This is a genomic window from Streptomyces apricus (assembly GCF_008369065.1).
Classification (GTDB): domain Bacteria; phylum Actinomycetota; class Actinomycetes; order Streptomycetales; family Streptomycetaceae; genus Streptomyces; species Streptomyces apricus.
This window is the reverse complement of record NZ_VDFC01000046.1, coordinates 460,305-483,065: the sequence shown is the minus strand read 5'-3', so window position 1 is coordinate 483,065 and position 22,761 is coordinate 460,305. Positions and strand designations below refer to the sequence as shown.

General features: G+C 70.8%; 14 protein-coding genes and 3 pseudogenes. 9 read left to right on the top strand and 8 right to left on the bottom strand.

The window, feature by feature from the left end:
• Positions 1 to 337 precede the first annotated feature (337 nt).
• From FGF04_RS22250 to FGF04_RS22215, 8 genes and pseudogenes are all read left to right on the top strand, one after another.
• Positions 338 to 3,297 (top strand): annotated as a pseudogene (locus tag FGF04_RS22250) (M14 family zinc carboxypeptidase).
• Between the two features lie 189 nt (positions 3,298 to 3,486).
• A complete protein-coding gene (gap, locus tag FGF04_RS22245; RefSeq protein ID WP_149513058.1) occupies positions 3,487 to 4,497 on the top strand; it encodes a type I glyceraldehyde-3-phosphate dehydrogenase in 1,011 nt (336 codons plus the stop codon).
• Between the two features lie 139 nt (positions 4,498 to 4,636).
• Complete coding sequence (locus FGF04_RS41210; protein WP_149513057.1) at positions 4,637 to 5,848, top strand: phosphoglycerate kinase; 1,212 nt, start codon at positions 4,637 to 4,639, stop codon at positions 5,846 to 5,848.
• Positions 5,849 to 5,854: 6 nt separating this feature from the next.
• A complete protein-coding gene (gene tpiA / locus FGF04_RS41205) occupies positions 5,855 to 6,631 on the top strand; it encodes a triose-phosphate isomerase (RefSeq protein ID WP_149513056.1) in 777 nt (258 codons plus the stop codon).
• A gap of 145 nt (positions 6,632 to 6,776) precedes the next feature.
• Complete coding sequence (gene secG, locus FGF04_RS22230) at positions 6,777 to 7,007, top strand: preprotein translocase subunit SecG (RefSeq protein WP_009300451.1); 231 nt, start codon at positions 6,777 to 6,779, stop codon at positions 7,005 to 7,007.
• A 235-nt stretch (positions 7,008 to 7,242) separates the two neighbouring features.
• On the top strand, positions 7,243 to 7,578 hold the full coding sequence (locus FGF04_RS22225; RefSeq protein ID WP_003957010.1) for an RNA polymerase-binding protein RbpA: 336 nt from the start codon (positions 7,243 to 7,245) through the stop codon (positions 7,576 to 7,578).
• A gap of 270 nt (positions 7,579 to 7,848) precedes the next feature.
• The gene (gene pgi / locus FGF04_RS22220; RefSeq protein ID WP_149513055.1) at positions 7,849 to 9,504 is read left to right on the top strand and encodes a glucose-6-phosphate isomerase; all 1,656 of its coding nucleotides are present in this window, start codon (positions 7,849 to 7,851) and stop codon (positions 9,502 to 9,504) included.
• 116 nt (positions 9,505 to 9,620) lie between these two features.
• Positions 9,621 to 11,093, top strand: a pseudogene (locus tag FGF04_RS22215) (glycoside hydrolase family 13 protein); the annotation flags it as partial.
• Here FGF04_RS22215 and FGF04_RS22210 read toward each other — a convergent pair.
• The 6 genes and pseudogenes from FGF04_RS22210 to tkt form a co-directional block, all read right to left on the bottom strand.
• Positions 11,090 to 11,744: pseudogene (locus FGF04_RS22210) on the bottom strand (NADP-dependent phosphogluconate dehydrogenase); the annotation flags it as partial. The pseudogenes FGF04_RS22215 and FGF04_RS22210 sit on opposite strands and share 4 nt — an antisense overlap.
• Before the next feature lie 15 nt (positions 11,745 to 11,759).
• Positions 11,760 to 13,409 carry a glucose-6-phosphate isomerase gene (gene pgi, locus FGF04_RS22205; RefSeq protein WP_149513054.1) on the bottom strand — a complete coding sequence of 550 codons (1,650 nt, stop codon included), beginning with the start codon at positions 13,407 to 13,409 and terminating at the stop codon, positions 11,760 to 11,762.
• Positions 13,402 to 14,355, bottom strand: coding sequence for a glucose-6-phosphate dehydrogenase assembly protein OpcA (opcA, locus tag FGF04_RS22200; protein WP_149513053.1), 954 nt, complete (start codon positions 14,353 to 14,355; stop codon positions 13,402 to 13,404). Before opcA ends, pgi (FGF04_RS22205) begins: the two co-directional genes overlap by 8 nt.
• Complete coding sequence (zwf, locus tag FGF04_RS22195; RefSeq protein ID WP_235882434.1) at positions 14,352 to 16,121, bottom strand: glucose-6-phosphate dehydrogenase; 1,770 nt, start codon at positions 16,119 to 16,121, stop codon at positions 14,352 to 14,354. The genes opcA and zwf overlap by 4 nt, the downstream gene beginning before the upstream one ends.
• Positions 16,118 to 17,263 carry a transaldolase gene (tal, locus tag FGF04_RS22190; RefSeq protein WP_149513052.1) on the bottom strand — a complete coding sequence of 382 codons (1,146 nt, stop codon included), beginning with the start codon at positions 17,261 to 17,263 and terminating at the stop codon, positions 16,118 to 16,120. The genes zwf and tal overlap by 4 nt, the downstream gene beginning before the upstream one ends.
• A gap of 19 nt (positions 17,264 to 17,282) precedes the next feature.
• On the bottom strand, positions 17,283 to 19,358 hold the full coding sequence (gene tkt, locus FGF04_RS22185; protein ID WP_149513051.1) for a transketolase: 2,076 nt from the start codon (positions 19,356 to 19,358) through the stop codon (positions 17,283 to 17,285).
• Between the two features lie 145 nt (positions 19,359 to 19,503).
• Here tkt and FGF04_RS22180 point away from each other — a divergent pair, with 145 nt between their 5' ends.
• Positions 19,504 to 20,439: a helix-turn-helix transcriptional regulator gene (locus FGF04_RS22180; protein ID WP_149513050.1), complete on the top strand. Its 936-nt coding sequence runs from the start codon at positions 19,504 to 19,506 to the stop codon at positions 20,437 to 20,439.
• Positions 20,440 to 20,570: 131 nt separating this feature from the next.
• Here the strand turns inward: FGF04_RS22180 and FGF04_RS22175 are convergent, their stop codons facing one another.
• Together FGF04_RS22175 and FGF04_RS40145 are read right to left on the bottom strand one after the other, a co-directional pair.
• Complete coding sequence (locus FGF04_RS22175) at positions 20,571 to 21,947, bottom strand: glycoside hydrolase family 16 protein (protein WP_149513049.1); 1,377 nt, start codon at positions 21,945 to 21,947, stop codon at positions 20,571 to 20,573.
• A gap of 243 nt (positions 21,948 to 22,190) precedes the next feature.
• A partial coding sequence (locus FGF04_RS40145) for a DUF72 domain-containing protein (protein WP_188114177.1) occupies positions 22,191 to 22,761 on the bottom strand: 571 nt, incomplete at its 5' end.

The window sequence follows — 22,761 nt, the reverse complement described above, 5'->3', positions numbered from 1 at the left end:
GTTCCCCGCGCCCCTGGGTGGGTGGGGGTGCAGCCCGGATGATCGGATGCGCGCCCCTTCAGGGGCGCGGGGAACTGCGCGAGCAACCCATGACGAYCGGCACCTGGCATTCGGTCCGAGCCCCCATCCCCCTCAGGGGCGCGGGGAACTGCGCGGCCGGCCCCCACCCAGTCGCACCCGGCCGGCCCGGATCCGTTCTCAACGGCCGGGCGCGCAGGCCCACTTGGGGCAAGCGCCGTCCCGTTCCGCCGTCGGAGACACCCTCTTGACTTGACCATGAAGTGTCATGAGCCTGGCATCTGTTCGCCGCCGTGGCGAACCACCGCAAGGGGGGCTCATGAGACGAAGAGCGAGATCGATCCTCGCTGCCGGCGCACTCCTGCTCGCAGGAGTGACCGCCGCACCCATGGCGCAGGCGGAACCCGGCGCGGCCGACCCGGGCGCGGGCGCCGAGGAGGTCAAGGTGTTCCGCGCGGACGTCACCAAGGAGCAGGTACCCCTGCTCCTGGCGGCGGGCCAGGACAGCCACGAGCTGGGCGAACACGTACCGCAGAAGGGCACGGCCACCGTCGAGGTCTACCTCACCGACAAGCAGGCCGAGCAGCTGGAGGACAAGGGCGTCGACCTCGCCGAGCACAAGCTCTCGGCGAAGGCACGCGCGCGCGTGGCCGCCGCGGGGGACGGCGTCTACCGCCCGTACAGCGGCGCGGGCAACCTGAAGGAGGAGATCGTCAGGACGGGCCAGCAGAACCCGAGCCTGACGAAGGTCGTCTCCATCGGCAAGACCCTCCAGGGGCAGGACATCCTGGCCCTGAAGCTCACCAAGGGCGCCAAGAAGACCAAGGACGGCGCCAAGCCCTCCGTGCTGTACATGTCCAACCAGCACGCCCGTGAGTGGATCACGCCGGAGATGACCCGGCGCCTGCTCCACCACTACCTGGACAACTACGGCAAGGACCAGCGCATCACCAAGCTCGTGGACTCCACCGAGCTGTGGTTCGTGCTGTCCGCCAACCCCGACGGCTACGACTGGACGTTCAAGGCCGAGGGCGACCGGCAGTGGCGCAAGAACCTGCGCGACGTCAACGGCGACGGGGCCCTGACGACCGGCGACGGCGTCGACCTCAACCGGAACTTCGCCTACAAGTGGGGCTACGACGACGAGGGCTCCTCCCCGTACCCGACCAGCCAGACCTACCGCGGCGCGAGCCCCGGCTCCGAGCCCGAGACCAAGGCGATCGACGCCTTCGAGAAGCGCATCGGCTTCGAGTACGGCGTCAACTACCACTCCGCCGCCGAGCTCATCCTCTACGGCGTCGGCTGGCAGGTGGCCACCCCGAGCCCCGACGACGTGCTCTACAAGTCCCTGGCCGGCACCCCCGAGAACCCGGCGATCCCCGGCTACCGCCCGCAGGTCTCCTCCGAGCTCTACACGACCAACGGCGAGGCCGACGGACACGCGTCCAACGTCAACGGCACGGCGATGTTCACCCCTGAGATGTCGACCTGCCAGACCGTGTCGGACCTCTACCCGGACGACCCCTGGAACGCCGCCGACTGCGCGTCGGTCTTCACCTTCCCGGACGACGAGAAGCTGATCCAGGAGGAGTTCACCAAGAACATTCCGTTCGCGCTCGCCGTCGCCGAGGCGGCGGCGAAGCCGGACCGGCCGAAGTCCCCCCCCCCGTCGGCATCGACTCCCCCGACTTCACCCCGGCCCCCTTCACCACCTCGTACTCCCGCGGCGCCGACCAGGAGGTCTCCGTGGTCGCCCGCAAGTCCGTGCGCGACAAGGAGCTCAGGTACCGCGTCGGCAACGGCCGCACGAAGACCCAGGACCTCAAGGCCTGGAAGGGCGGCGAGACCTACGGCGGCGAGGACAACCTCTACTTCGACGAGTACCGCGCGAAGGTCCGCGACGGCGAGCCGGGCGACAAGGTCGAGGTCTGGTTCACCGGCGAGACCCGCGCCGGGAAGCCCACCGCGAGCCCGCACTTCACCTACACGGTCGCCGAGCGGCCCCGCGCCGACACGCTCGTCGTGGCCGAGGAGGGCGTCACCGCGACGAAGGCCCAGGTCTACGTCGACGCCCTGCAGGCCAATGGCCGCAAGGCCGTCGTCTGGGACGTCGCCGCCCAGGGCGCGCCCGACGCGCTCGGCGTCCTCGGCCACTTCGGGACGGTCGTCCACTACACCGGCGCCGACCGCCCCGGCTACACCACCCAGCTCCAGCTGCGCGCCTACCTCAACGAGGGCGGCAAGCTGATCGAGGCGGGCGAGCAGGCCGGCGGCCAGGTCGCGCTGCCGGGCGCCCTGACCAACGACTTCAGCCAGTACTACCTGGGTGCGTACTCCCGTACGAACACTCCGGGCGTCACCGCCTTCACCGGTTCGGGGAAGCTCGCGGGCACCGGCGGACCGCTCGGCGACACGCCCGGGAATCCGCTGAACGCGGCGGGTGCCTACAGCGTCACCTCGGACACCCTGCCCGTCGCCACGTACCCCCAGTTCGCGAGCGCCGGGGCCGGCGGCTACCCGGGCACCGTCAACCCGTACGGCCCCTACGAGGGCGCGTCCATGGCGGCCGTCGTCCACACCGACTACGCCTGGAACCGCCTCACCCGCACCATCGACCTCACCGGGGTGAGCGCCGCCGACGCGCCCGCGCTGCGCACCCAGCTCCTGTGGGACACCGAGGAGGGCTACGACCACGCCGTCCTGGAGGCGCACACGGCCGGGGCCGACGACTGGACGACGCTCCCGGACAAGGGCGGCGCCACCCGTACGGCGGTACCCACCGAGTGCGAGGCGGGCTTCTACATCCAGGGCCACCCCGCCCTCAAGCGTTACCTGACCCAGGGCGCCGGCGGCTGCACCGCGTCCGGCACCAGCGGCTCCTGGAACAGCTTCACCGGGGCCTCCGACGGCTGGCAGCAGGTCGAGTTCGACCTGTCGGCGTACGCCGGCAGAACGGTCGAGGTGTCGCTCAGCTACATCACCGACCCGGGCTCCGGCGGGCACGGGGTCCTCACCGACAACGCCTCCGTCGTGATCGGCGGCACGGCGACCGGGACCGAGGGCTTCGAGACGTCGCTGGGCGTCTGGAAGGTCCCCGGACCCCCCGCGGGCAGCCCGGCGGTCGTCCAGGACTGGGGCCTGTCCGGCGAGCTCTTCAAGACCTACGGCGCGGTCACCACCCGGGACACCGTGCTGTTCGGCTTCGGCCTGGAGCACGTCACCGCGGCGGCCGACCGCACGGCCCTGCTGGGCAAGGCACTGGCGGCCCTGCGCCGCTGACCTGCACGAGGGGCGCCGAGCCCCGGGCGGTCCGTACCCCTACTGGCGGGTACGGACCGCCCTGCCGTGTATAGGGGCATCTCGATGTCACCCCGGGAGCCTCAGGGGGGTAGGGTCGTAGGCGGTCGGGGACATCCCATACAACTCGCCGGCAACCACAGCCGGCGCACCTAACGAGGAGATCGGTTCGTGACGATCCGCGTAGGCATCAACGGCTTTGGCCGCATCGGTCGTAACTACTTCCGCGCGCTGCTGGAGCAGGGTGCTGACATCGAGATCGTGGCTGTCAACGACCTGGGTGACACCGCGACCACCGCTCATCTGCTCAAGTACGACACCATCCTGGGCCGCCTCAAGGCCGAGGTGTCGCACACCGAGGACACGATCACCGTCGACGGGCACACCATCAAGGTGCTGTCGGAGCGCAACCCTGCCGACATCCCGTGGGGCGACCTGGGCGTCGACATCGTGATCGAGTCGACCGGCATCTTCACCAAGAAGGCCGACGCCGAGAAGCACATCGCGGGCGGCGCCAAGAAGGTCCTCATCTCGGCTCCGGCCAAGGACGAGGACATCACGATCGTGATGGGCGTCAACCAGGACAAGTACGACGCGGCCAACCACCACGTCATCTCGAACGCCTCCTGCACCACCAACTGTGTGGCGCCGATGGCCAAGGTCCTCGACGAGAACTTCGGCATCGTCAAGGGCCTGATGACGACGGTCCACGCGTACACGAACGACCAGCGGATCCTGGACTTCCCGCACTCGGACCTGCGCCGCGCCCGCGCCGCCGCCGAGAACATCATCCCGACCACCACGGGTGCCGCCAAGGCCACCGCGCTGGTCCTGCCGCAGCTCAAGGGCAAGCTCGACGGCATCGCGATGCGCGTCCCGGTCCCGACCGGCTCGGCCACCGACCTGGTCGTGACGCTGCAGCGCGAGGTCACCAAGGACGAGGTCAACGCCGCGTTCAAGAAGGCCGCCGACGACGGCGACCTCAAGGGCTTCCTGACCTACACCGAGGACCCGATCGTCTCCTCCGACATCGTCGGCGACCCGGCCTCCTGCACCTTCGACTCCTCCCTGACCATGGTCCAGGAAGGCAGCACGGTGAAGATCCTCGGCTGGTACGACAACGAGTGGGGCTACTCCAACCGCCTCGTCGACCTCACGGTCTTCGTCGGCGAACAGCTCTAGGTCCACGAAGCAAGGCACCTCGTGCGAGCACAGGGCCCGGGCAGCGCACCGTCGCGCATGCCGGGGCCCTGTGGCACGTGCTGGGCGACAGCCCCCTTCCGGACAACAGAGCCCCTCAGCCCTTCCTAGGAGTCCCCTCATGAAGACGATCGACGAACTTCTCGCCGAAGGGGTCGACGGCAAGCGGGTCTTCGTGCGCGCCGACCTGAACGTGCCGCTCGCCGACGGCCGCATCACCGACGACGGCCGCATCCGCGCCGTCCTGCCGACGGTCAAGGCCCTCGCCGGGGCCGGCGCCAAGGTGGTCGTCGCCTCGCACCTGGGCCGCCCCAAGGGCGCCCCGGACCCCGCCTTCTCGCTGCTGCCCGCCGCCGAGCGGCTCGGCGAGCTCCTCGACGCGCCCGTCGCGTTCGCCCAGGACACCGTCGGCCCCGCGGCCCACGACGCCGTGGACGGGCTGCAGCCCGGCCAGGTGGCGGTCGTGGAGAACCTCCGCTTCAACGCCGGCGAGACGTCCAAGGACGACACCGAGCGCGGCGAGTTCGCCGACCGGCTCGCCGCCCTGGCCGACGTCTACGTCGGCGACGGCTTCGGCGCCGTGCACCGCAAGCACGCCTCCGTCTTCGACCTCCCGGCGCGGCTGCCGCACTACGCCGGCTACCTGATCGCCACCGAGGTCGGCGTGCTGAAGAAGCTCACCGAGGACGTCGAGCGCCCCTACGTGGTCGCCCTCGGCGGCTCCAAGGTCTCCGACAAGCTCGCCGTCATCGACCAGCTGCTCGGCAAGGCCGACAAGCTGCTCATCGGCGGCGGCATGGCCTTCACGTTCCTCAAGGCCAAGGGGTACGAGATCGGCGCCTCCCTGGTCCAGGACGACCAGCTGCCGGCCGTCACGGAGTACGTCGAGCGCGCCGCGAAGAACGGCGTCGAGCTGATCGTCCCCGTCGACGTCGTGGTCGCGGCCGAGTTCCCCGACCTGAAGACCAAGGCGCCGTCCTCCCCGGAGACCGTCGCCGCGGACGCGATCCCGGCCGACCGGATGGGCCTGGACATCGGTCCGGAGTCGGGCAAGCTGTACGCCTCGAAGCTCGCCGACGCGGCCACCGTCTTCTGGAACGGCCCGATGGGCGTCTTCGAACACCCCGACTACGCCGGGGGCACCAAGGCCGTCGCCCAGGCACTCGTCGACTCCGATGCCTTCACGGTCGTCGGCGGCGGTGACTCCGCCGCGGCCGTGCGCATCCTGGGCTTCGACGAGAACGCGTTCGGCCACATCTCCACCGGTGGCGGCGCCTCCCTCGAATACCTCGAGGGCAAGACGCTCCCCGGTCTCGCCGCACTGGAGGACTGACCCCGTATGACCACTCGCACGCCGCTGATGGCGGGCAACTGGAAGATGAACCTCAACCACCTCGAGGCCATCGCGCACGTCCAGAAGCTCGCCTTCGCCCTCGCCGACAAGGACTACGACGCCTGTGAGGTCGCGGTCCTGCCGCCCTTCACGGACCTGCGTTCGGTCCAGACCCTGGTCGACGGCGACAAGCTCAAGATCAAGTACGGCGCCCAGGACGTCTCGGCGCACGACTCCGGCGCCTACACCGGCGAGATCTCCGGCTCCATGCTGGCCAAGCTCAAGTGCACGTACGTGGCGGTCGGCCACTCCGAGCGCCGCCAGTACCACGCCGAGACCGACGACATCGTCAACGCCAAGGTGCAGGCCGCCTTCAAGCACGGCCTCACGCCGATCCTGTGCGTCGGCGAGGAGCTGGAGGTCCGCGAGGCGGGCAACCATGTCGCGCACACGCTGAGCCAGGTCGAGGGCGGCCTCAAGGACGTCCCCGCCGAGCAGGCCGAGTCGATCGTCATCGCGTACGAGCCCGTCTGGGCCATCGGCACCGGCAAGGTGTGCGGCGCCGACGACGCGCAGGAGGTCTGCGCGGCGATCCGCGGCAAGCTCGCCGAGCTGTACTCGCAGGAGGTGGCCGACGCCGTCCGCATCCAGTACGGCGGCTCGGTGAAGTCCGGCAACGTCGCGGAGATCATGGCGAAGCCCGACATCGACGGCGCCCTGGTGGGCGGCGCCTCCCTGGACGCCGACGAGTTCGTCAAGATCGTCCGGTTCCGCGACCAGTAGGCCTCGCCCCGGGCGGGAAGCGCCGAGCTGCGAGTATGCCGTAGCGGCGTTACGTCGTACCCTTGCGGGGGCCGGACGGCTTCGTACCCGAAGCACCGGCCCCCGTCGTCCGTCCAAGTCCTAGGAAGTTGGTCCAGCCGTGGTTATGGGGTTCTCGATCGCCCTGATCGTCTTCAGCCTGTTGCTGATGCTGCTGGTGCTGATGCACAAGGGGAAGGGCGGCGGCCTCTCCGACATGTTCGGCGGCGGCATGCAGTCGTCCGTCGGCGGGTCCTCGGTCGCCGAGCGCAACCTCGACCGCATCACCGTGGTGGTCGGTCTGCTCTGGTTCGCGTGCATCGTGGTGCTGGGCATCCTGATGAAGGTCAACAACTGACCGCCGACGCACACCGGCCGACCAGCACGAACGCACATCAGGCAAGCACATTCCGCACGTAAGGCCCCATGTCCGGTACGCGCCCGCGGGCGCGGCCTATCATGGGGCTTGCGTCTGTGCGCGGGGTGCAACTCCTGTCACTGGACGCGCGTTGGGCCTTACGTAGACTGAGGCGCCCGCAGCGAAGCGTCACGCCGACTCGCTTCGCGGCACCATCACGCAGGGAGTTACGACCGTGGCAAGTGGCAACGCGATCCGAGGTAGCCGGGTCGGGGCGGGGCCGATGGGCGAGGCCGAGCGCGGCGAGTCCGCGCCCCGGCTGCGCATCTCCTTCTGGTGCTCCAACGGGCACGAGACGCAGCCCAGCTTCGCCAGCGACGCGCAGGTCCCCGACACCTGGGACTGCCCCCGCTGCGGCTTCCCCGCCGGACAGGACCGGGACAACCCGCCGGACCCGCCGCGCACCGAACCGTACAAGACGCACCTGGCGTACGTGCGGGAGCGGCGCAGCGACGCGGACGGCGAGGCGATCCTCGCCGAGGCGCTCGCCAAACTGCGGGGCGAAATCTAAGGATTGGCATCCGGCCGGACGCGGAAGCGTGTCCGGCCGGTGGTGTCTTCCGGCCGTGCGCACGGGCTGTCCGTGCGGCGTATCTTTCCTACGCCCGGCGGCCGCCCGGATCCTCCGCCGTCGTGCTGACACCTGCGACCGCACCGGACGTATCTGTTGTCGGGCCGGACGACCCGGCACGACAGCTCACGTCGCCCCCTGATCAATTAGGTTGGGACCGGTAGCGGGGCAAGGCACGCAAGCCAGGCAGGAAAGAGGCGGAAGTCCGACATGAACGCAGAAAGCCGCACCAGGCTCGACCAGACGCCCGAGTGGACCGCGCTGGCCGAGCACCGGGAGGAACTCGCCGGGACGCATCTGCGCGAGCTGTTCGACCGGCACCCGGGACGGGGCGCCGCGTACACGCTGCGGGTCGGCGACCTGCACATCGACTACTCCAAGCACCTGGTCACCGACCGGACGCTGGAACTGCTGCGTGGCCTGGCCGCGGCGACGGACGTGGCCGGCCTGCGGGACGCGATGTTCCGCGGCGAGAAGATCAACGTCACCGAGGACCGGGCGGTCCTGCACACCGCGCTGCGCGCCCCGCGCGACGCGGTCGTGGAGGTCGACGGCGAGAACGTCGTGCCGAAGGTGCACGCGGTCCTCGACAAGATGGCCGCCTTCTCCGAGCGGGTCCGCTCCGGCGAGTGGACCGGGCACACCGGCCGGCGCATCAAGAACGTGGTCAACATCGGCATCGGCGGCTCCGACCTGGGCCCGGCGATGGCGTACGAGGTGCTGCGGTCCTTCACCGACCGGGATCTGACGGTCCGTTTCGTGTCGAACGTGGACGGGGCCGACCTGCACGAGGCGGTCCGCGACCTGGACCCGGCCGAGACGCTGTTCGTCATCGCCTCGAAGACGTTCACCACCATCGAGACGATCACCAACGCGACCTCGGCACGCGACTGGCTGCTGACCGAGCTGAAGGCCGGTCAGGAGGCCGTCGCCCGGCACTTCGTGGCGCTGTCGACGAACGCGGAGAAGGTCGCCGACTTCGGCATCGACACGGCCAACATGTTCGAGTTCTGGGACTGGGTCGGCGGACGCTACTCGTTCGACTCGGCGATCGGCCTGTCGCTGATGATCGCGATCGGCCCCGAGCGCTTCCGCGAGATGCTCGACGGCTTCCATCTGGTCGACGAGCACTTCCGCACGGCCCCCGCGGAGGCCAACGTCCCGCTGCTGCTGGGCCTGCTGGGCGTCTGGTACGGCAACTTCCACGACGCGCAGTCGCACGCGGTGCTGCCGTACTCGCACTACCTGTCGAAGTTCACGGCGTACCTGCAGCAGCTCGACATGGAGTCCAACGGCAAGTCCGTGGACCGCGACGGGAACCCGGTGCGGTGGCAGACCGGACCGGTGGTGTGGGGCACGCCCGGCACCAACGGGCAGCACGCCTACTACCAGCTCATCCACCAGGGCACGAAGACGATCCCGGCGGACTTCATCGGCTTCGCCGAGCCGGTCGCCGAACTCAGCGACGCCCTCAAGGCGCAGCACGACCTGCTGATGGCCAACTTCTTCGCCCAGACGCAGGCGCTGGCCTTCGGCAAGACGCCGGACGAGGTACGGGCGGAGGGCGTGCCCGAGGAACTGGTGCCGCACAAGACGTTCCGCGGCAACCACCCGACGACCACGATCCTGGCGCGCGAGCTGACGCCTTCGGTCCTGGGCCAGTTGATCGCCCTCTACGAGCACAAGGTGTTCGTGCAGGGCGCGATCTGGAACATCGACTCCTTCGACCAGTGGGGCGTCGAACTCGGCAAGGTCCTCGCCAAGCGCGTCGAACCCGCCCTCACCGAGGGCGCCGACGTCCCCGGCCTGGACGAGTCCACCAAGGCGTTGGTCGGCACGTACCGGGAGCTGCGCGGCCGCGGCTGACCGGCCCTCCCCGCCGACGGGCGTCCGTACGCCGTAGGACGGGCATTCGTGGGATTATTGAGGCGGTCGGCGGAAGACCGGCCGCCTCGCACGCCCCTCCTCCCTACCCTGCATGCATGTACCGCAGGCACGCACAGACAGGCCGACGGACGACGTCCGCCCCGCACCGCTGGTGGCGCGACGCGGTGATCTACCAGGTGTACGTCCGCAGTTTCCTGGACAGCACCGGGGACGGCATCGGGGATCTCGCCGGAGCACGGGCCGGACTGCCGTACCTGAAGAAACTGGGGGTCGACGGGGTCTGGCTGAGCCCCTTCTACCCCTCGCCCCAGCAGGACCACGGCTACGACGTGGCCGACTACTGCGACGTCGACCCGCTCTTCGGCGACCTCGGCGAGTTCGACCTGCTGATGAGGGACGCCCGGCGGCTCGGCATCAAGGTCATCATCGACGTGGTCCCCAACCACTGCTCCGACACGCACCCGTGGTTCCGGGAGGCCCTCGCCGCGGCGCCGGGCAGCGCGGCACGGGCCCGCTTCCACTTCGCCGACGGCCGGGGCGCGGGCGGGGAGCTGCCGCCCAACAACTGGCACGCCATGTTCGGCGGCCCCGCCTGGAGCCGGGTCACCGAGCGGGACGGCACCCCCGGCCAGTGGTACCTCCACATGTTCACGCCCGCCCAGCCCGACCTGAACTGGCGCACCCCCGGGACCGGTGCGTACTTCGACCAGGTCCTGCGCTTCTGGCTGGACCGGGGCGTCGACGGCTTCCGCATCGACGTCGCCACGGGGCTCTACAAGCACCCGGAGCTGCCGGACTCGCCCGACCCCGGGGCCGACGCCCGGACCCGGGACTCGGTGAACCCGCTCGCCTGGAACCAGCCCGAGGTGCACGACGTGTGGCGGCACTGGCGGTCGATGTGCGAGGAGTACACCGACCGGGACGGCCGGGAGCGCCTGCTCGTCGGCGAGGTGTCCGTGCCGTCCTCCCACGACCACGCCCTGTACGTGCGCCCCGACGAACTGCACCAGGCCTTCTTCTTCGACCTGCTCGGCGCGTCCTGGGACGCCGGCGCCTTCCGCAAGGTCATCTGCGACGCCCTGCAGGACATCGCCGGCACCGGGTCCACGGTCACCTGGGTCCTCAACAACCACGACCAGGTCAGGACGGTCACCCGGTACGGCGAACTGGGCACCGAGAGCGGCGATCTGGGCGCCGCGCGCGCCCGGGCCGCCGCGCTGCTGATACTGGCCCTGCCGGGCGCCGCGTACATCTACCAGGGGGAGGAGCTGGGGCTGCCCGAGGTCGACCTGCCCGACGACGTGCTCACCGACCCGATCTTCCGCCGCACCGGCAGCCGTGCGCGGATCCGCGACGGGTGCCGGGTGCCGCTGCCGTGGTCGGGACGTGCCTCGCCGTTCGGCTTCATGTCCGCGACGGCCGGGACGGAGGGTGCCAAGCCGTGGCTGCCGCAGCCGGCCTATTTCGCCGAGTACGCCACCGACCGTGCCCTCGCCGACACCCGGTCCTTCTGGCACCTGTACCGCGACGGGCTGCAACTGCGGGCGGGGTTGCCGCAGTTGGGGGAGGTTGACCGCCAGGTCCAGCAGCCAGGAACGGATCACCGTGCCCTGCTGCCAGGACCGGAAGACCTCCCGCACGTCCGTGACCGAGTCCACCGCCTCCAGCAGCTCCCAGCCCTCGGCATAGGCCTGCATCATCGCGTACTCGATGCCGTTGTGGACCATCTTGGAGAAGTGCCCCGCACCCACCTTGCCCGCGTGCACGAACCCCGCGTCCCCCTCCGGCTTGAGGGCGTCGAAGATCGGCTGGACCCGCGCGATGTGCTCCGCCTCGCCGCCGACCATCAGCGCGTAGCCGTTCTGCAGGCCCCACACCCCGCCCGAGACGCCTGCGTCGACGAAGCCGATGCCCTTGGCCTTCAGCTCCTCGGCGTGCTTCTCGTCGTCCGTCCAGCGCGAGTTGCCGCCGTCCACGACCACGTCACCGGGCTCCAGGAGCTCGGCGAGCTCGTCGATCGTGGACTGGGTCGCGGCACCGGCCGGCACCATCACCCACACCACCCGCGGGCCTTCGAGCTTGCCCACCAGCTCGCTCAGGCTGTTCACGTCGGCGAGGTCCGGATTGCGGTCGTATCCGATGACGGTGTGGCCCGCGCGGCGGATGCGCTCACGCATGTTGCCGCCCATCTTGCCGAGGCCGACGAGTCCGAGCTGCATCGCAGTCATGTCAGTTCACTTCTTCCGGAGAGTGCGGTACGTGGCCACGAGGGCGCTGGTGGAGGAGTCGAGGCCGGGGACGTCGGCGCCCTCGGTGAGGGCGGGTTCGACGCGCTTGGCGAGGACCTTGCCGAGTTCGACGCCCCACTGGTCGAAGGAGTCGATGTTCCAGATCGCGCCCTGCACGAACACCTTGTGCTCGTAGAGGGCGATCAACTGGCCCAGGACCGAAGGGGTCAGTTCACGGGCAAGGATCGTGGTCGTCGGGCGGTTGCCGCGGAACGTGCGGTGCGGCACCAGCTCCTCGGGCACCCCCTCGGCCCGTACCTCGTCGGCCGTCTTGCCGAACGCCAGCGCCTGGCCCTGGGCGAAGAGGTTCGCCATCAACAGGTCGTGCTGCGCGGCGAGTTCACCACCGAGCTCGGCGACGGGGTTGACGAAGCCGATCAGGTCGGCGGGGATCGTCTTCGTGCCCTGGTGGAGCAACTGGTAGTACGCGTGCTGCCCGTTGGTGCCGGGCGTGCCCCACACGACGGGACCGGTCTGCCACTCGACGGGACGGCCCTGGCGGTCCACGGACTTGCCGTTGGACTCCATGTCGAGCTGCTGCAGGTACGCCGTGAATTTCGACAGGTAGTGCGAGTACGGCAGCACCGCGTGCGACTGCGCGTCGAAGAAGTCGCCGTACCAGACGCCCAGCAGGCCCAGCAGCAGCGGCGCGTTGGCCTCCGCGGGCGCGGTCCTGAAGTGCTCGTCGACCAGGTGGAAGCCGTCGAGCATCTCGCGGAAGCGCTCGGGGCCGATCGCGATCATCAGCGACAGGCCGATCGCCGAGTCGAACGAGTAGCGTCCGCCGACCCAGTCCCAGAACTCGAACATGTTGGCCGTGTCGATGCCGAAGTCGGCGACCTTCTCCGCGTTCGTCGACAGCGCCACGAAGTGCTTGGCCACCGCGGCGGATTCGCCGTCGAGCCCCGCGAGCAGCCAGGACCGCGCCGAGGTCGCGTTGGTGATCGTCTCGATGGTGGTGAACGTCTTCGAGGCGACGATGAACAGCGTCTCGGCCGGGTCCAGGTCGCGGACCGCCTCGTGCAGGTCGGCCCCGTCCACGTTCGACACGAAACGGACCGTCAGATCCCGGTCGGTGAAGGCGCGCAGCGCGTCGTACGCCATCGCCGGACCCAGGTCGGAGCCGCCGATGCCGATGTTGACCACGTTCTTGATGCGCCGGCCGGTGTGCCCGGTCCACTTGCCCGAGCGGACCTGCTCGGAGAAGGCGGCCATCTTGTCGAGCACGGCGTGCACCTTCGGCACGACGTTCTCGCCGTCGACCTCCACGACCGCGTCGCGCGGGGCGCGCAGCGCGGTGTGCAGGACCGCCCGGTCCTCGGTGACGTTGATCTTCTCGCCGCGGAACATCGCGTCGCGCAGGCCGAACACCCCGGTAGCGGTGGCGAGTTCCTGCAGCAGCGCGAGCGTCTCGTCGGTGACGAGGTGCTTCGAGTAGTCGATGTGCAGGTCGCCCACGCGCACGGTGTACCGCTCGGCGCGCTCCGGGTCGGTGGCGAACAGCTCACGCAGCTGCGGGTGCAGCATGGGCCCGGCGCGGTGGTCCTCCAGCGCCGTCCACTCGGGGCGGCGGGTGAGCATCGGTGTGTCAGACACGGCTCTCCTTCCCGGTGCTCGCGCGCAGGACTTCGGAGTTGTCCCCGCGCAGGGCGACGGCGTACATCTCGTCCGCGTCGAGGCGGCGCAGCTCCTCGGCGATCAGCTCGGAGGTGCTGCGGACCTTCAGCGCGAGGGTGCGCGAGGGCTGGCCCGGCAGGGACAGCGTCGCGAGCGGGCCCTCGGGGCGGTCGATGACGATCTCGCCGCCCGCGGTGCCGAGCCGCACGGCGGTGACCACGGGCCCCGCGGTGACGATCCGCTCGACCGACACCTCCAGGCGCGCCTCCAGCCAGCGGGCCAGCAGCTCGGCGCTCGGGTTGTCGGCCTCGCTCTCCACGGCGGCCGAGGTGATCTTCGTGCGGGCCTGGTCCAGGGCGGCGGCGAGCATCGAGCGCCAGGGCGTCAGCCGGGTCCAGGCCAGGTCGGTGTCGCCCGGCGCGTAGGCGGCGGCGCGCGCCTCCAGGGCCCGCAGCGGCGACTCCACGGCGTACATGTCGGTGATCCGGCGCTGGGCGAGGGCGCCCAGCGGGTCCTTGACCGGGACCTCGGGGGCGTCCACCGGCCACCAGACGACGACCGGCGCGTCGGGCAGCAGCAGCGGCAGGACCACCGAGTCGGCGTGGTCGGACACCTCGCCGTACAGCCGCAGGATCACCGTCTCGCCGGTGCCCGCGTCGGCGCCGACCCGCACCTCGGCGTCGAGGTGGGAGTTGGTGCGGTCACGAGGGGTGCGGGCGTGCCGCTTGATGACGACCAGGGTGCGCGAGGGGTGCTCGTGCGAGGCCTCCTCGGCCGCCTTGATCGAGTCGTACGCGTTCTCCTCGTCGGTCACGATGACCATCGTCAGGACCATGCCCACGGCAGGCGTGCCGATGGCGCGGCGGCCGTGTACCAGCGCCTTGTTGATCTTGCTTGAGGTGGTGTCGCTCAGGTCGATCTTCATGGCCTGCGCCAGCTCCGTCCGTCTCGTGCGAGCATCTCGTCGGCTTCCCGGGGGCCCCAGCTGCCCGAGGGGTACTGCGCGGGCTTGCCGTGGCTCTCCCAGTACTCCTCGATCGGGTCGAGGATCTTCCAGGACTCCTCCACCTCCTGGTGCCGGGGGAAGAGGTTGGCGTCGCCGAGCAGTACGTCCAGGATCAGCCTCTCGTACGCCTCCGGGCTGGACTCGGTGAACGACTCGCCGTACGCGAAGTCCATCGACACGTCCCGGATCTCCATCGACGTACCCGGCACCTTCGATCCGAAGCGCACGGTCATGCCCTCGTCGGGCTGCACCCGGAAGACGATCGCGTTCGCGCCGAGCTCCTCGGTGGCGGTGGAGTCGAAGGGGGAGTGCGGGGCGCGCTGGAAGACGACGGCGATCTCGGTGACGCGGCGGCCCAGGCGCTTGCCGGTGCGCAGGTAGAAGGGGACGCCCGCCCAGCGGCGGTTGTCCACCTCCAGCTTGACCGCGGCGTAGGTGTCGGTCGTCGACCCGGGGTCGATGCCGTCCTCCTCCAGGTAGCCGCGGACCTTCTCGCCGCCCTGCCAGCCCGCCGCGTACTGGCCGCGCACGGTGTGCTCGCCCAGGTCCTCCGGCAGCTTCACGGACTTGAGGACCTTGAGCTTCTCGGTGAGCAGCGCGTCGGCGTCGAAGGCGATGGGCTCCTCCATCGCGGTCAGCGCCATCAGCTGCAGGAGGTGGTTCTGGATGACGTCACGGGCCGACCCGATGCCGTCGTAGTAGCCGGCGCGGCCGCCGATCCCGATGTCCTCGGCCATCGTGATCTGTACGTGGTCCACGTACGACCGGTTCCAGACGGGCTCGTACATCTGGTTGGCGAAGCGGAGCGCCAGGATGTTCTGGACGGTCTCCTTGCCGAGGTAGTGGTCGATCCGGAACACCTGCTCCGGGTCGAACACCTCGTGCACCACCCGGTTCAGCTCGCGCGCGCTCCTCAGGTCGCGGCCGAACGGCTTCTCGATCACCGCGCGCCGCCAGGAACCGGCGGGCGCCTCGGCCAGGCCGTGCTTCTTGAGCTGCTTGACGACCTTGGGGAAGAACTTCGGCGGGACCGAGAGGTAGAAGGCGTAGTTGCCGCTCGTGCCGCGGGACTTGTCCAGCTCGTCGACGGCCGAGCGCAGTTGCTCGAACGCCTCGTCGTCGTCGAAGTCGCCCGGGATGAACCGCATGCCCTCGGCGAGCTGCTGCCAGACCTCCTCGCGGAACTCGGTGCGCGCGTGGTCGCGGACCGAGTCGTGCACGATCTGGGCGAAGTCCTCGTCCTCCCAGTCGCGCCGGGCGAAGCCGACGAGGGAGAAGCCGGGCGGGAGCAGCCCGCGGTTGGCCAGGTCGTAGACGGCCGGCATGAGCTTCTTGCGCGACAGGTCGCCCGTCACACCGAAGATGACCAGGCCGGAGGGGCCGGCGATCTTGGGCAGGCGGCGGTCCTGGGGATGGCGCAGGGGGTTGGTCCAGCCGTCCGCGAGGTCCAGGACCTCGGCGAGGGAGCCGGGCCCGGCGCCGGGGCCACCGGCCGCCGCGCCGTCCGTGGCGAGGCCGCCGGTCTGGGCGTCGTCCGCGGCGGGGGTCTTCACCGCCGCGCCCTCGGTACCGGTGGACGCGTCGGCCGCCCTGCCGCTCTCCTCGGCCGCCGCCGTCGCGGCGGTGGCGTCCAGCGCCGGGCCGGCCGACTGCGCCTGCGCCCCCTTGGGGGTCTTCCTCCTCATTCCCCGTCAACTCCCTTGTCGTCGAGCGAAACCCTGACGGCGTTCAGCAGCTCGCCCCAGGACGCCTCGAACTTTGCGACGCCCTCGTCCTCCAGCTGCCCGACCACCTCGTCGTACGAGATGCCCTGCTTCTCGACGGCCTCCAGGTCCGCGCGGGCCTGGGAGTAGCCGCCGCTCACCGTGTCGCCGCGGATCTCGCCGTGGTCGGCGGTGGCGTTCAGCGTGGACTCGGGCATCGTGTTGACGGTGCCGGGCGCGACCAGCTCGTCCACGTACAGCGTGTCCTTGTAGGCCGGGTCCTTCACGCCCGTCGAGGCCCACAGCGGGCGCTGCTTGTTGGCGCGGGCCCCGCCGAGGGCGGTCCAGCGGCCACCGCCGAAGACCTCCTCGTACGCCTGGTAGGCGAGCCGCGCGTTGGCCAGTGCCGCCCGGCCCTTGAGCGCGAGGGCCTCGTCCGTGCCCACCTTGTCCAGCCGCTTGTCGATCTCGCTGTCGACGCGGGAGACGAAGAAGGAGGCGACGGAGTGGACGGTGGCCAGGTCCAGGCCCTTGGCCTGTGCCTTCTCCAGGCCGGCCAGGTAGGCGTCCATCACCTCGCGGTAGCGCTCCAGCGAGAAGATCAGCGTGACGTTGACGCTGATGCCGAGCCCGATGACCTCGGTGATCGCGGGCAGCCCGGCCCTGGTCGCCGGGATCTTGATCATGACGTTCGGGCGGTCGACCAGCCAGAAGAGCTGCTTGGCCTCGGCGACCGTCGCCCTCGTGTCGTGGGCCAGGCGCGGGTCGACCTCGATGGAGACCCGGCCGTCCCGGCCGCCGGTCGCGTCGTACACCGGCCGCAGCACGTCGGCGGCGGCGCGGACGTCGGCGGTGGTCATCATCCGCACGGCCTCGTCGACCGTCACGCCGCGCGCGGCGAGGTCGGCGAGCTGCTCCTCGTACCCCTCGCCGGAGCCGATCGCGGCCTGGAAGATCGAGGGGTTGGTGGTGACGCCGACGACGTGCCGGGTCCGGACGAGTTCGGCGAGGCCGCCCGAGGCGATGCGGCTGCGGGACAGGTCGTCGAGCCAGACGGAGACGCCTTCCGCGGAGAGGGCCGCAAGGGGTTCGGCGGCGGTGTTCGTATCGGTCACAGTGATCATCTTCCTTCGTGCGGTCGGATCAACCGCGGACGGCGGCCAGGGATTCCCGCGCGGACGCGGCCACGTTCTCGGCCGTGAAGCCGTACTCGGCGAACAGGGTCTTCGCGTCGGCGGAGGCGCCGAAGTGCTCCAGGGAGACGATGCGTCCGTTGTCACCGACGTACCGGTACCAGGTGAGGCCGATGCCGGCCTCGACCGCCACGCGGGCCTTCACGGACGTCGGCAGGACGCTCTCCCTGTACTCGGCGGACTGCTCCTCGAACCACTCCACGGACGGCATCGACACCACTCGGGTGCCCACTCCCTCCGCTTCCAACTGCTCGCGCGCGGCGACGGCGAGCTGGACCTCGGAGCCGGTGGCGATCAGGATCACCTCGGGGGTCCCGGTGGAGGACTCGCGCAGGACGTAGCCGCCCTTGGCGGTGTCCGCGTTCGCCTCGTACACCGGTACGCCCTGACGGGTGAGGGCCAGGCCGTGCGGGGCCGGGTCCGTCGCGTGCCGCCGGGTGATCTCGGCCCAGGCGAGCGCGGTCTCGTTGGCGTCGGCCGGGCGCACCAGGTTCAGTCCGGGGATGGCGCGCAGCGAGGCGAGGTGCTCGACCGGCTGGTGGGTGGGGCCGTCCTCGCCGAGGCCGATGGAGTCGTGCGTCCACACGTAGGTCACGGGGAGCTGCATGAGGGCCGAAAGGCGTACGGCGTTGCGCATGTAGTCGGAGAACACCAGGAAGGTGCCGCCGTAGATGCGGGTGTTGCCGTGCAGGGCGATGCCGTTCATCTCCGCGGCCATGGAGTGCTCGCGGATGCCGAAGTGGACCGTGCGCCCGTAGGGGTTCGCCTCCGGCAGCGGGTTGCCCGCGGGCAGGAACGAACTCGTCTTGTCGATGGTGGTGTTGTTCGAGCCCGCAAGGTCGGCCGAGCCGCCCCACAGCTCGGGGAGCACCCCGCCGAGCGCCTGCAGGACCTTGCCGGAGGCCGCGCGGGTCGCCACGGACGTGCCGGCCTCGAACACCGGCAGCGCGTCCTCCCAGCCCTCGGGCAGCTGCCCGGCCACGATCCGGTCGAAGAGCGCGGAGCGCTCGGGCTGCGCGGTGCGCCACTCGGCGAGCTGCTTGTTCCACGCGGCGTGCGCCTCGGCGCCGCGGTCGAGGGCCCGGCGGGCGTGCGCCAGCACCTCGTCGGCGACCTCGAAGGTCTTCTCCGGGTCGAAGCCGAGGATGCGCTTGGTGGCCGCGATCTCCTCCGCGCCGAGCGCCGAGCCGTGCGCGGCCTCGGTGTTCCGCGCGTTCGGGGCGGGCCAGGCGATGATCGTGCGCATCGCGATGATCGAGGGGCGCCCGGTCTCGGCCTGCGCGGCGGTCAGGGCCGCGTGCAGGGCGTGCGGGTCGACGTCGCCGTCCGCCGCGGGCTCGACGCGCTGCACGTGCCAGCCGTAGGCCTCGTACCGCTTCAGCACGTCCTCGGAGAAGGCCGTGGCGGTGTCGCCCTCGATCGAGATGTGGTTGTCGTCGTAGACGAAGACGAGGTTGCCGAGCTTCTGGTGGCCCGCCAGCGAGGACGCCTCGGCGGAGATGCCCTCCTCCAGGTCGCCGTCGGAGACGATCGCCCAGACGGTGTGGTCGAAGGGGGAGGTGCCCTCGGGGGCGTCCGGGTCGAAGAGGCCGCGCTCGTAGCGGGCGGCCATCGCCATGCCCACCGCGTTGGCGACGCCCTGGCCCAGCGGCCCCGTGGTGGTCTCGACCCCGGCGGTGTGCCCGTACTCCGGGTGGCCCGGCGTCTTCGAGCCGTGGGTGCGGAACGCCTTCAGGTCGTCCAGCTCCAGCTCGTAGCCGGCGAGGAAGAGCTGGGTGTAGAGGGTCAGGGAGGTGTGGCCGGGGGAGAGGACGAAGCGGTCGCGGCCGGTCCACTCCGGGTCGGCCGGGTCATGGCGCATCACCTTCTGAAAGAGGGTGTACGCCGCCGGGGCCAGGGCCATCGCCGTGCCGGGGTGGCCGTTGCCGACCTTCTGCACGGCGTCCGCCGCCAGCAGCCTGGCCGTATCCACGGCCCGCCGGTCCAGGTCGGTCCACTCCATACCGTCGGATGTCTGCGTACTCATCTTCAAGAAGTCCTCGCTGTGAGCCCGATAACTCATTCGATGTGTTCGACTTTAAAAGTCTGACTTTTTCTCGGCGAGGTCTCCCTGTGTCAGCCTTTGGTGAATGTGGGACAACGACCACGGGCCGATTCGACACGAGATGGACATGGCGGACAGAAGCACCCGACAGGAAGACGCACGCGCGGAGGGCCGGACCGGGATCAGGACTCTTCCCTTCCCCGTGGGCCTCAGCGTTCTCGGCGTGGGCATGCAGGTGGGCCCGATGGAGTCAGGCGGCGGCTGGCATCTGGGTGAGCAGGCCGGCCGTGTCCACCGCATCGACTACCACCTGGTCCTGTTCCTCCGCGGCGGCCGGGTCCGCCACATGGTCGACTTCGACGAGCACGAGGCCGGCGACGGCGAGATCCTGTGGATCCGCCCCGGCCAGGTGCACCGCTTCTCCCCGACGACCGACTACCGCGGTACGGCCCTGGTCATGCAGCCCGGTTTCCTGCCGCGCGCCACCGTCGAGGCGACCGGCCTCTACCGCTACGACCTGCCCCCGCTGCTGCGCCCCGACGCCGCCCAGCGCGCCGCGCTGGAGCACGCGCTCGCCCAGCTGGAGCGCGAGTACGTCGACACGGGCACCCTGCCGCTGAGCCTGCACACCGCCGTGCTGCGGCACACCCTGACCGCGTTCCTGCTGCGCCTGGCCCATCTGGCGGCCGGCGCCGGCGCGGCGCGCCCGGGGACCGGCGGCGGGCCGGCCGAGGGCGAGCAGGGGGACAGCACCTTCGTCCGCTTCCGGGAGGCCGTCGAGAAGGGGTTCGCCACCAACCACAGCGTCAGCGCCTACGCCGACGCGCTCGGCTACTCCCGGCGCACCCTCGTCCGCGCGGTCCGCGCCGCGACCGCCGAGACGCCGAAGGGCTTCATCGACAAGCGGGTCGTCCTGGAGGCCAAGCGCCTGCTGGCCCACACGGACCTGCCGATCGGCCGCGTGGGCGCCGCCGTGGGCTTCCCCGACGCGGCCAACTTCTCCAAGTTCTTCACGCAGCACACCGGGGTGACGCCGGTGGCGTTCCGGGCGGAGCTGCGCTGAGGCGCCGGCGGCACACCCGTGAGGGGGCGGCGGCACACCCGTGAGGGGGCGGCCCGGACGGACCGCCCCCTCACGGCCGGCTGCGCCGGCACCGCGGTCTCAGCGACCGGGGTCGAACAGCTGCACGGTTCTCAGTGACCGAAGCTGAACCAGTTCACGTTCACGAAGTCGGCCGGCTGGCCGCTGGTGAAGGTGAGGTAGACGTCGTGCGTCCCGGTGACGTTGCTGATGTTCGCGGGCACGGTCCGCCAGCTCTGCCAGCCGCCCGTGTTGGCCAGGGCGAAGCTGCCGATGGGCGTGCTGGTACGGCTGTCGAGGCGGACCTCCACCAGCCCGCTGACCGCGTTCCCGGCGCCGCTCGCGACCCGGGCGGTGAACTGGCGGGCCGCCGAGGACCCGAAGTTGACGCCCTTGTACTGCACCCAGTCGCCGTTGGCGAGCGCGCCGATGTTCTGGCCGCCGCCCGAGTCGGTGGTGGTCTCGGTGATCGTGCCGCTCTGGGCGTCGAACGACTCGGCCTGGATCGCGCTGTACGCGTCACGGTTGCCGGTCGGGGGAGGCGTGGTGCCGCCGCCCGCGGTGAGCACCTGGACGTAGTCCACGACCATCGGGTTGCCCGGCACCGTGGCGCCGTCGGGCCCGCCGCCGAAGGCGTCCACGAAGCCGCCGCCCATCGCCACGTTCAGGATGATGAAGTAGCCGTGGTTCGTGGCGTTCGCCCAGGTCGTCGCGTCGACCTGGTTGGCCCGCACCGTGTGGTAGTTGACGTTGTCGACGTAGAAGCGGATCTCCTCCACGCTCGTGGAGCGGTCCCACTCCATCGCGTACGTGTGGAAGCCGGACTGGCAGGTCGAGCCCGGGCAGGCGGTGGAGCCGCCGATGCCGGTCGTCTCGTTGCAGGGGCCGCCCGGGTTGGTGCCGCAGTGCATGGTGGCCCACACGGTGTTGAGGCCCTGGACGTTCTCCAGGATGTCCAGCTCGCCGACGGAGGGCCAGTTCTGGTAGTTGCCGCGGTAGGGCGCGCCCAGCATCCAGAACGCCGGCCAGTAGCCGCGGGCGGCGGCGCCCGTCACGTTGGGCATCTGGATGCGGGACTGGACGCGCAGCTTGCCCCCGGACGGCGGCTGGAAGTCGGTGCGGTTGGTCTCGATGCGGCCCGAGGTCCAGTTGCCCGAGGCGTCGCGCCGCGGTGTGATGCGCAGGTTGCCGCTGCCGTCCAGCGCCACGTTGTTCGTGCTGGACGTCATGTTCTCGATCTCGCCCGTGCCCCAGTTCGAGGGCCCGCCCGGGTAGCCGTGGCCGGTGGCGTACTGCCAGTTCGAGGTGTTGACGCCGGTGCCCGCGGCGCCGTTGAAATCGTCGACGAAGACCTGGGTCCAGCCGCTGGGCGGCGCGGGCGCGTCGGCGGCGGCGGACCCGGCCGCCGCCAGGCTCAGCACGCCGACCAGGGCGACGAGCGTGCGCCGCAGCCGGCCGGGTCTCGCGGGTGTGCCGGAAGTTTCCCTCATGGGTGCCTCTTCGGGTACGGAGTGGGGTGCGCGGATGGCGCCGACCGTTCTGAGAGCGCTCTCAGCACGGTGGCGCGGCCAATGTGCTCCCCGGCGCCGTGGGCGTCAAGAGGTAAAGCGGAGAAAGCCCGGGCGGGTCCCGGGGGTTCACGCCGTGAAGGGGGGGACGGAACGGACGCGGCGTCAGGAAGCGCTTGCAGTACGCGACTCGGGACGGAACGTGCCGCGGGCGTCCCGCCCGGTTCAGCCGGCCGCGGGGGGCGCGAGCGGCGCGGCGGCGTCGGTGAGCAGGCCGCTCATCGTCTCCGCGGCGCGTACGGCGGCGTCGGCGCAGCAGTTGTTGAACAGGACGTGCAGCTCGTCGGCGCGCCCGGCCATCGTCCGCAGCCGCGGCAGCCACTCGCTCAGCTCGTCGGCCGTGTACGTGTGCCGGAAGCGGTCCTCCTTGCTCCCCGACCCCCATGACACGCTGCGCCCGTGGAACCGCACCACCGCGAGGGCGGGCGTGGTGACCACGTCGACCGGCGGCACTGCGCCGGCGACGGACTGCGCCATGTCCACGCTGACCGTGCTCATGCCCAGCCGCGCGAGCAGCTCCGCGGACTCCTCCCGCAGCTCGGGGTGCCACCAGTCCGGGTGCCGGAACTCCACGGCGACCGGCCAGCCGGCGGCCCGCCGCGCCCACCCCCGCAGCACGGCCCGGGCCCGCTCGCCGGGCCCGAACCACGGCGGGAACTGGAACAGCAGGGTGCCCAGCCGTCCGGCCCGCCGCAGCGGTTCCAGGGCCCCGGTGTACCGCTGCCACAGCTCGTCC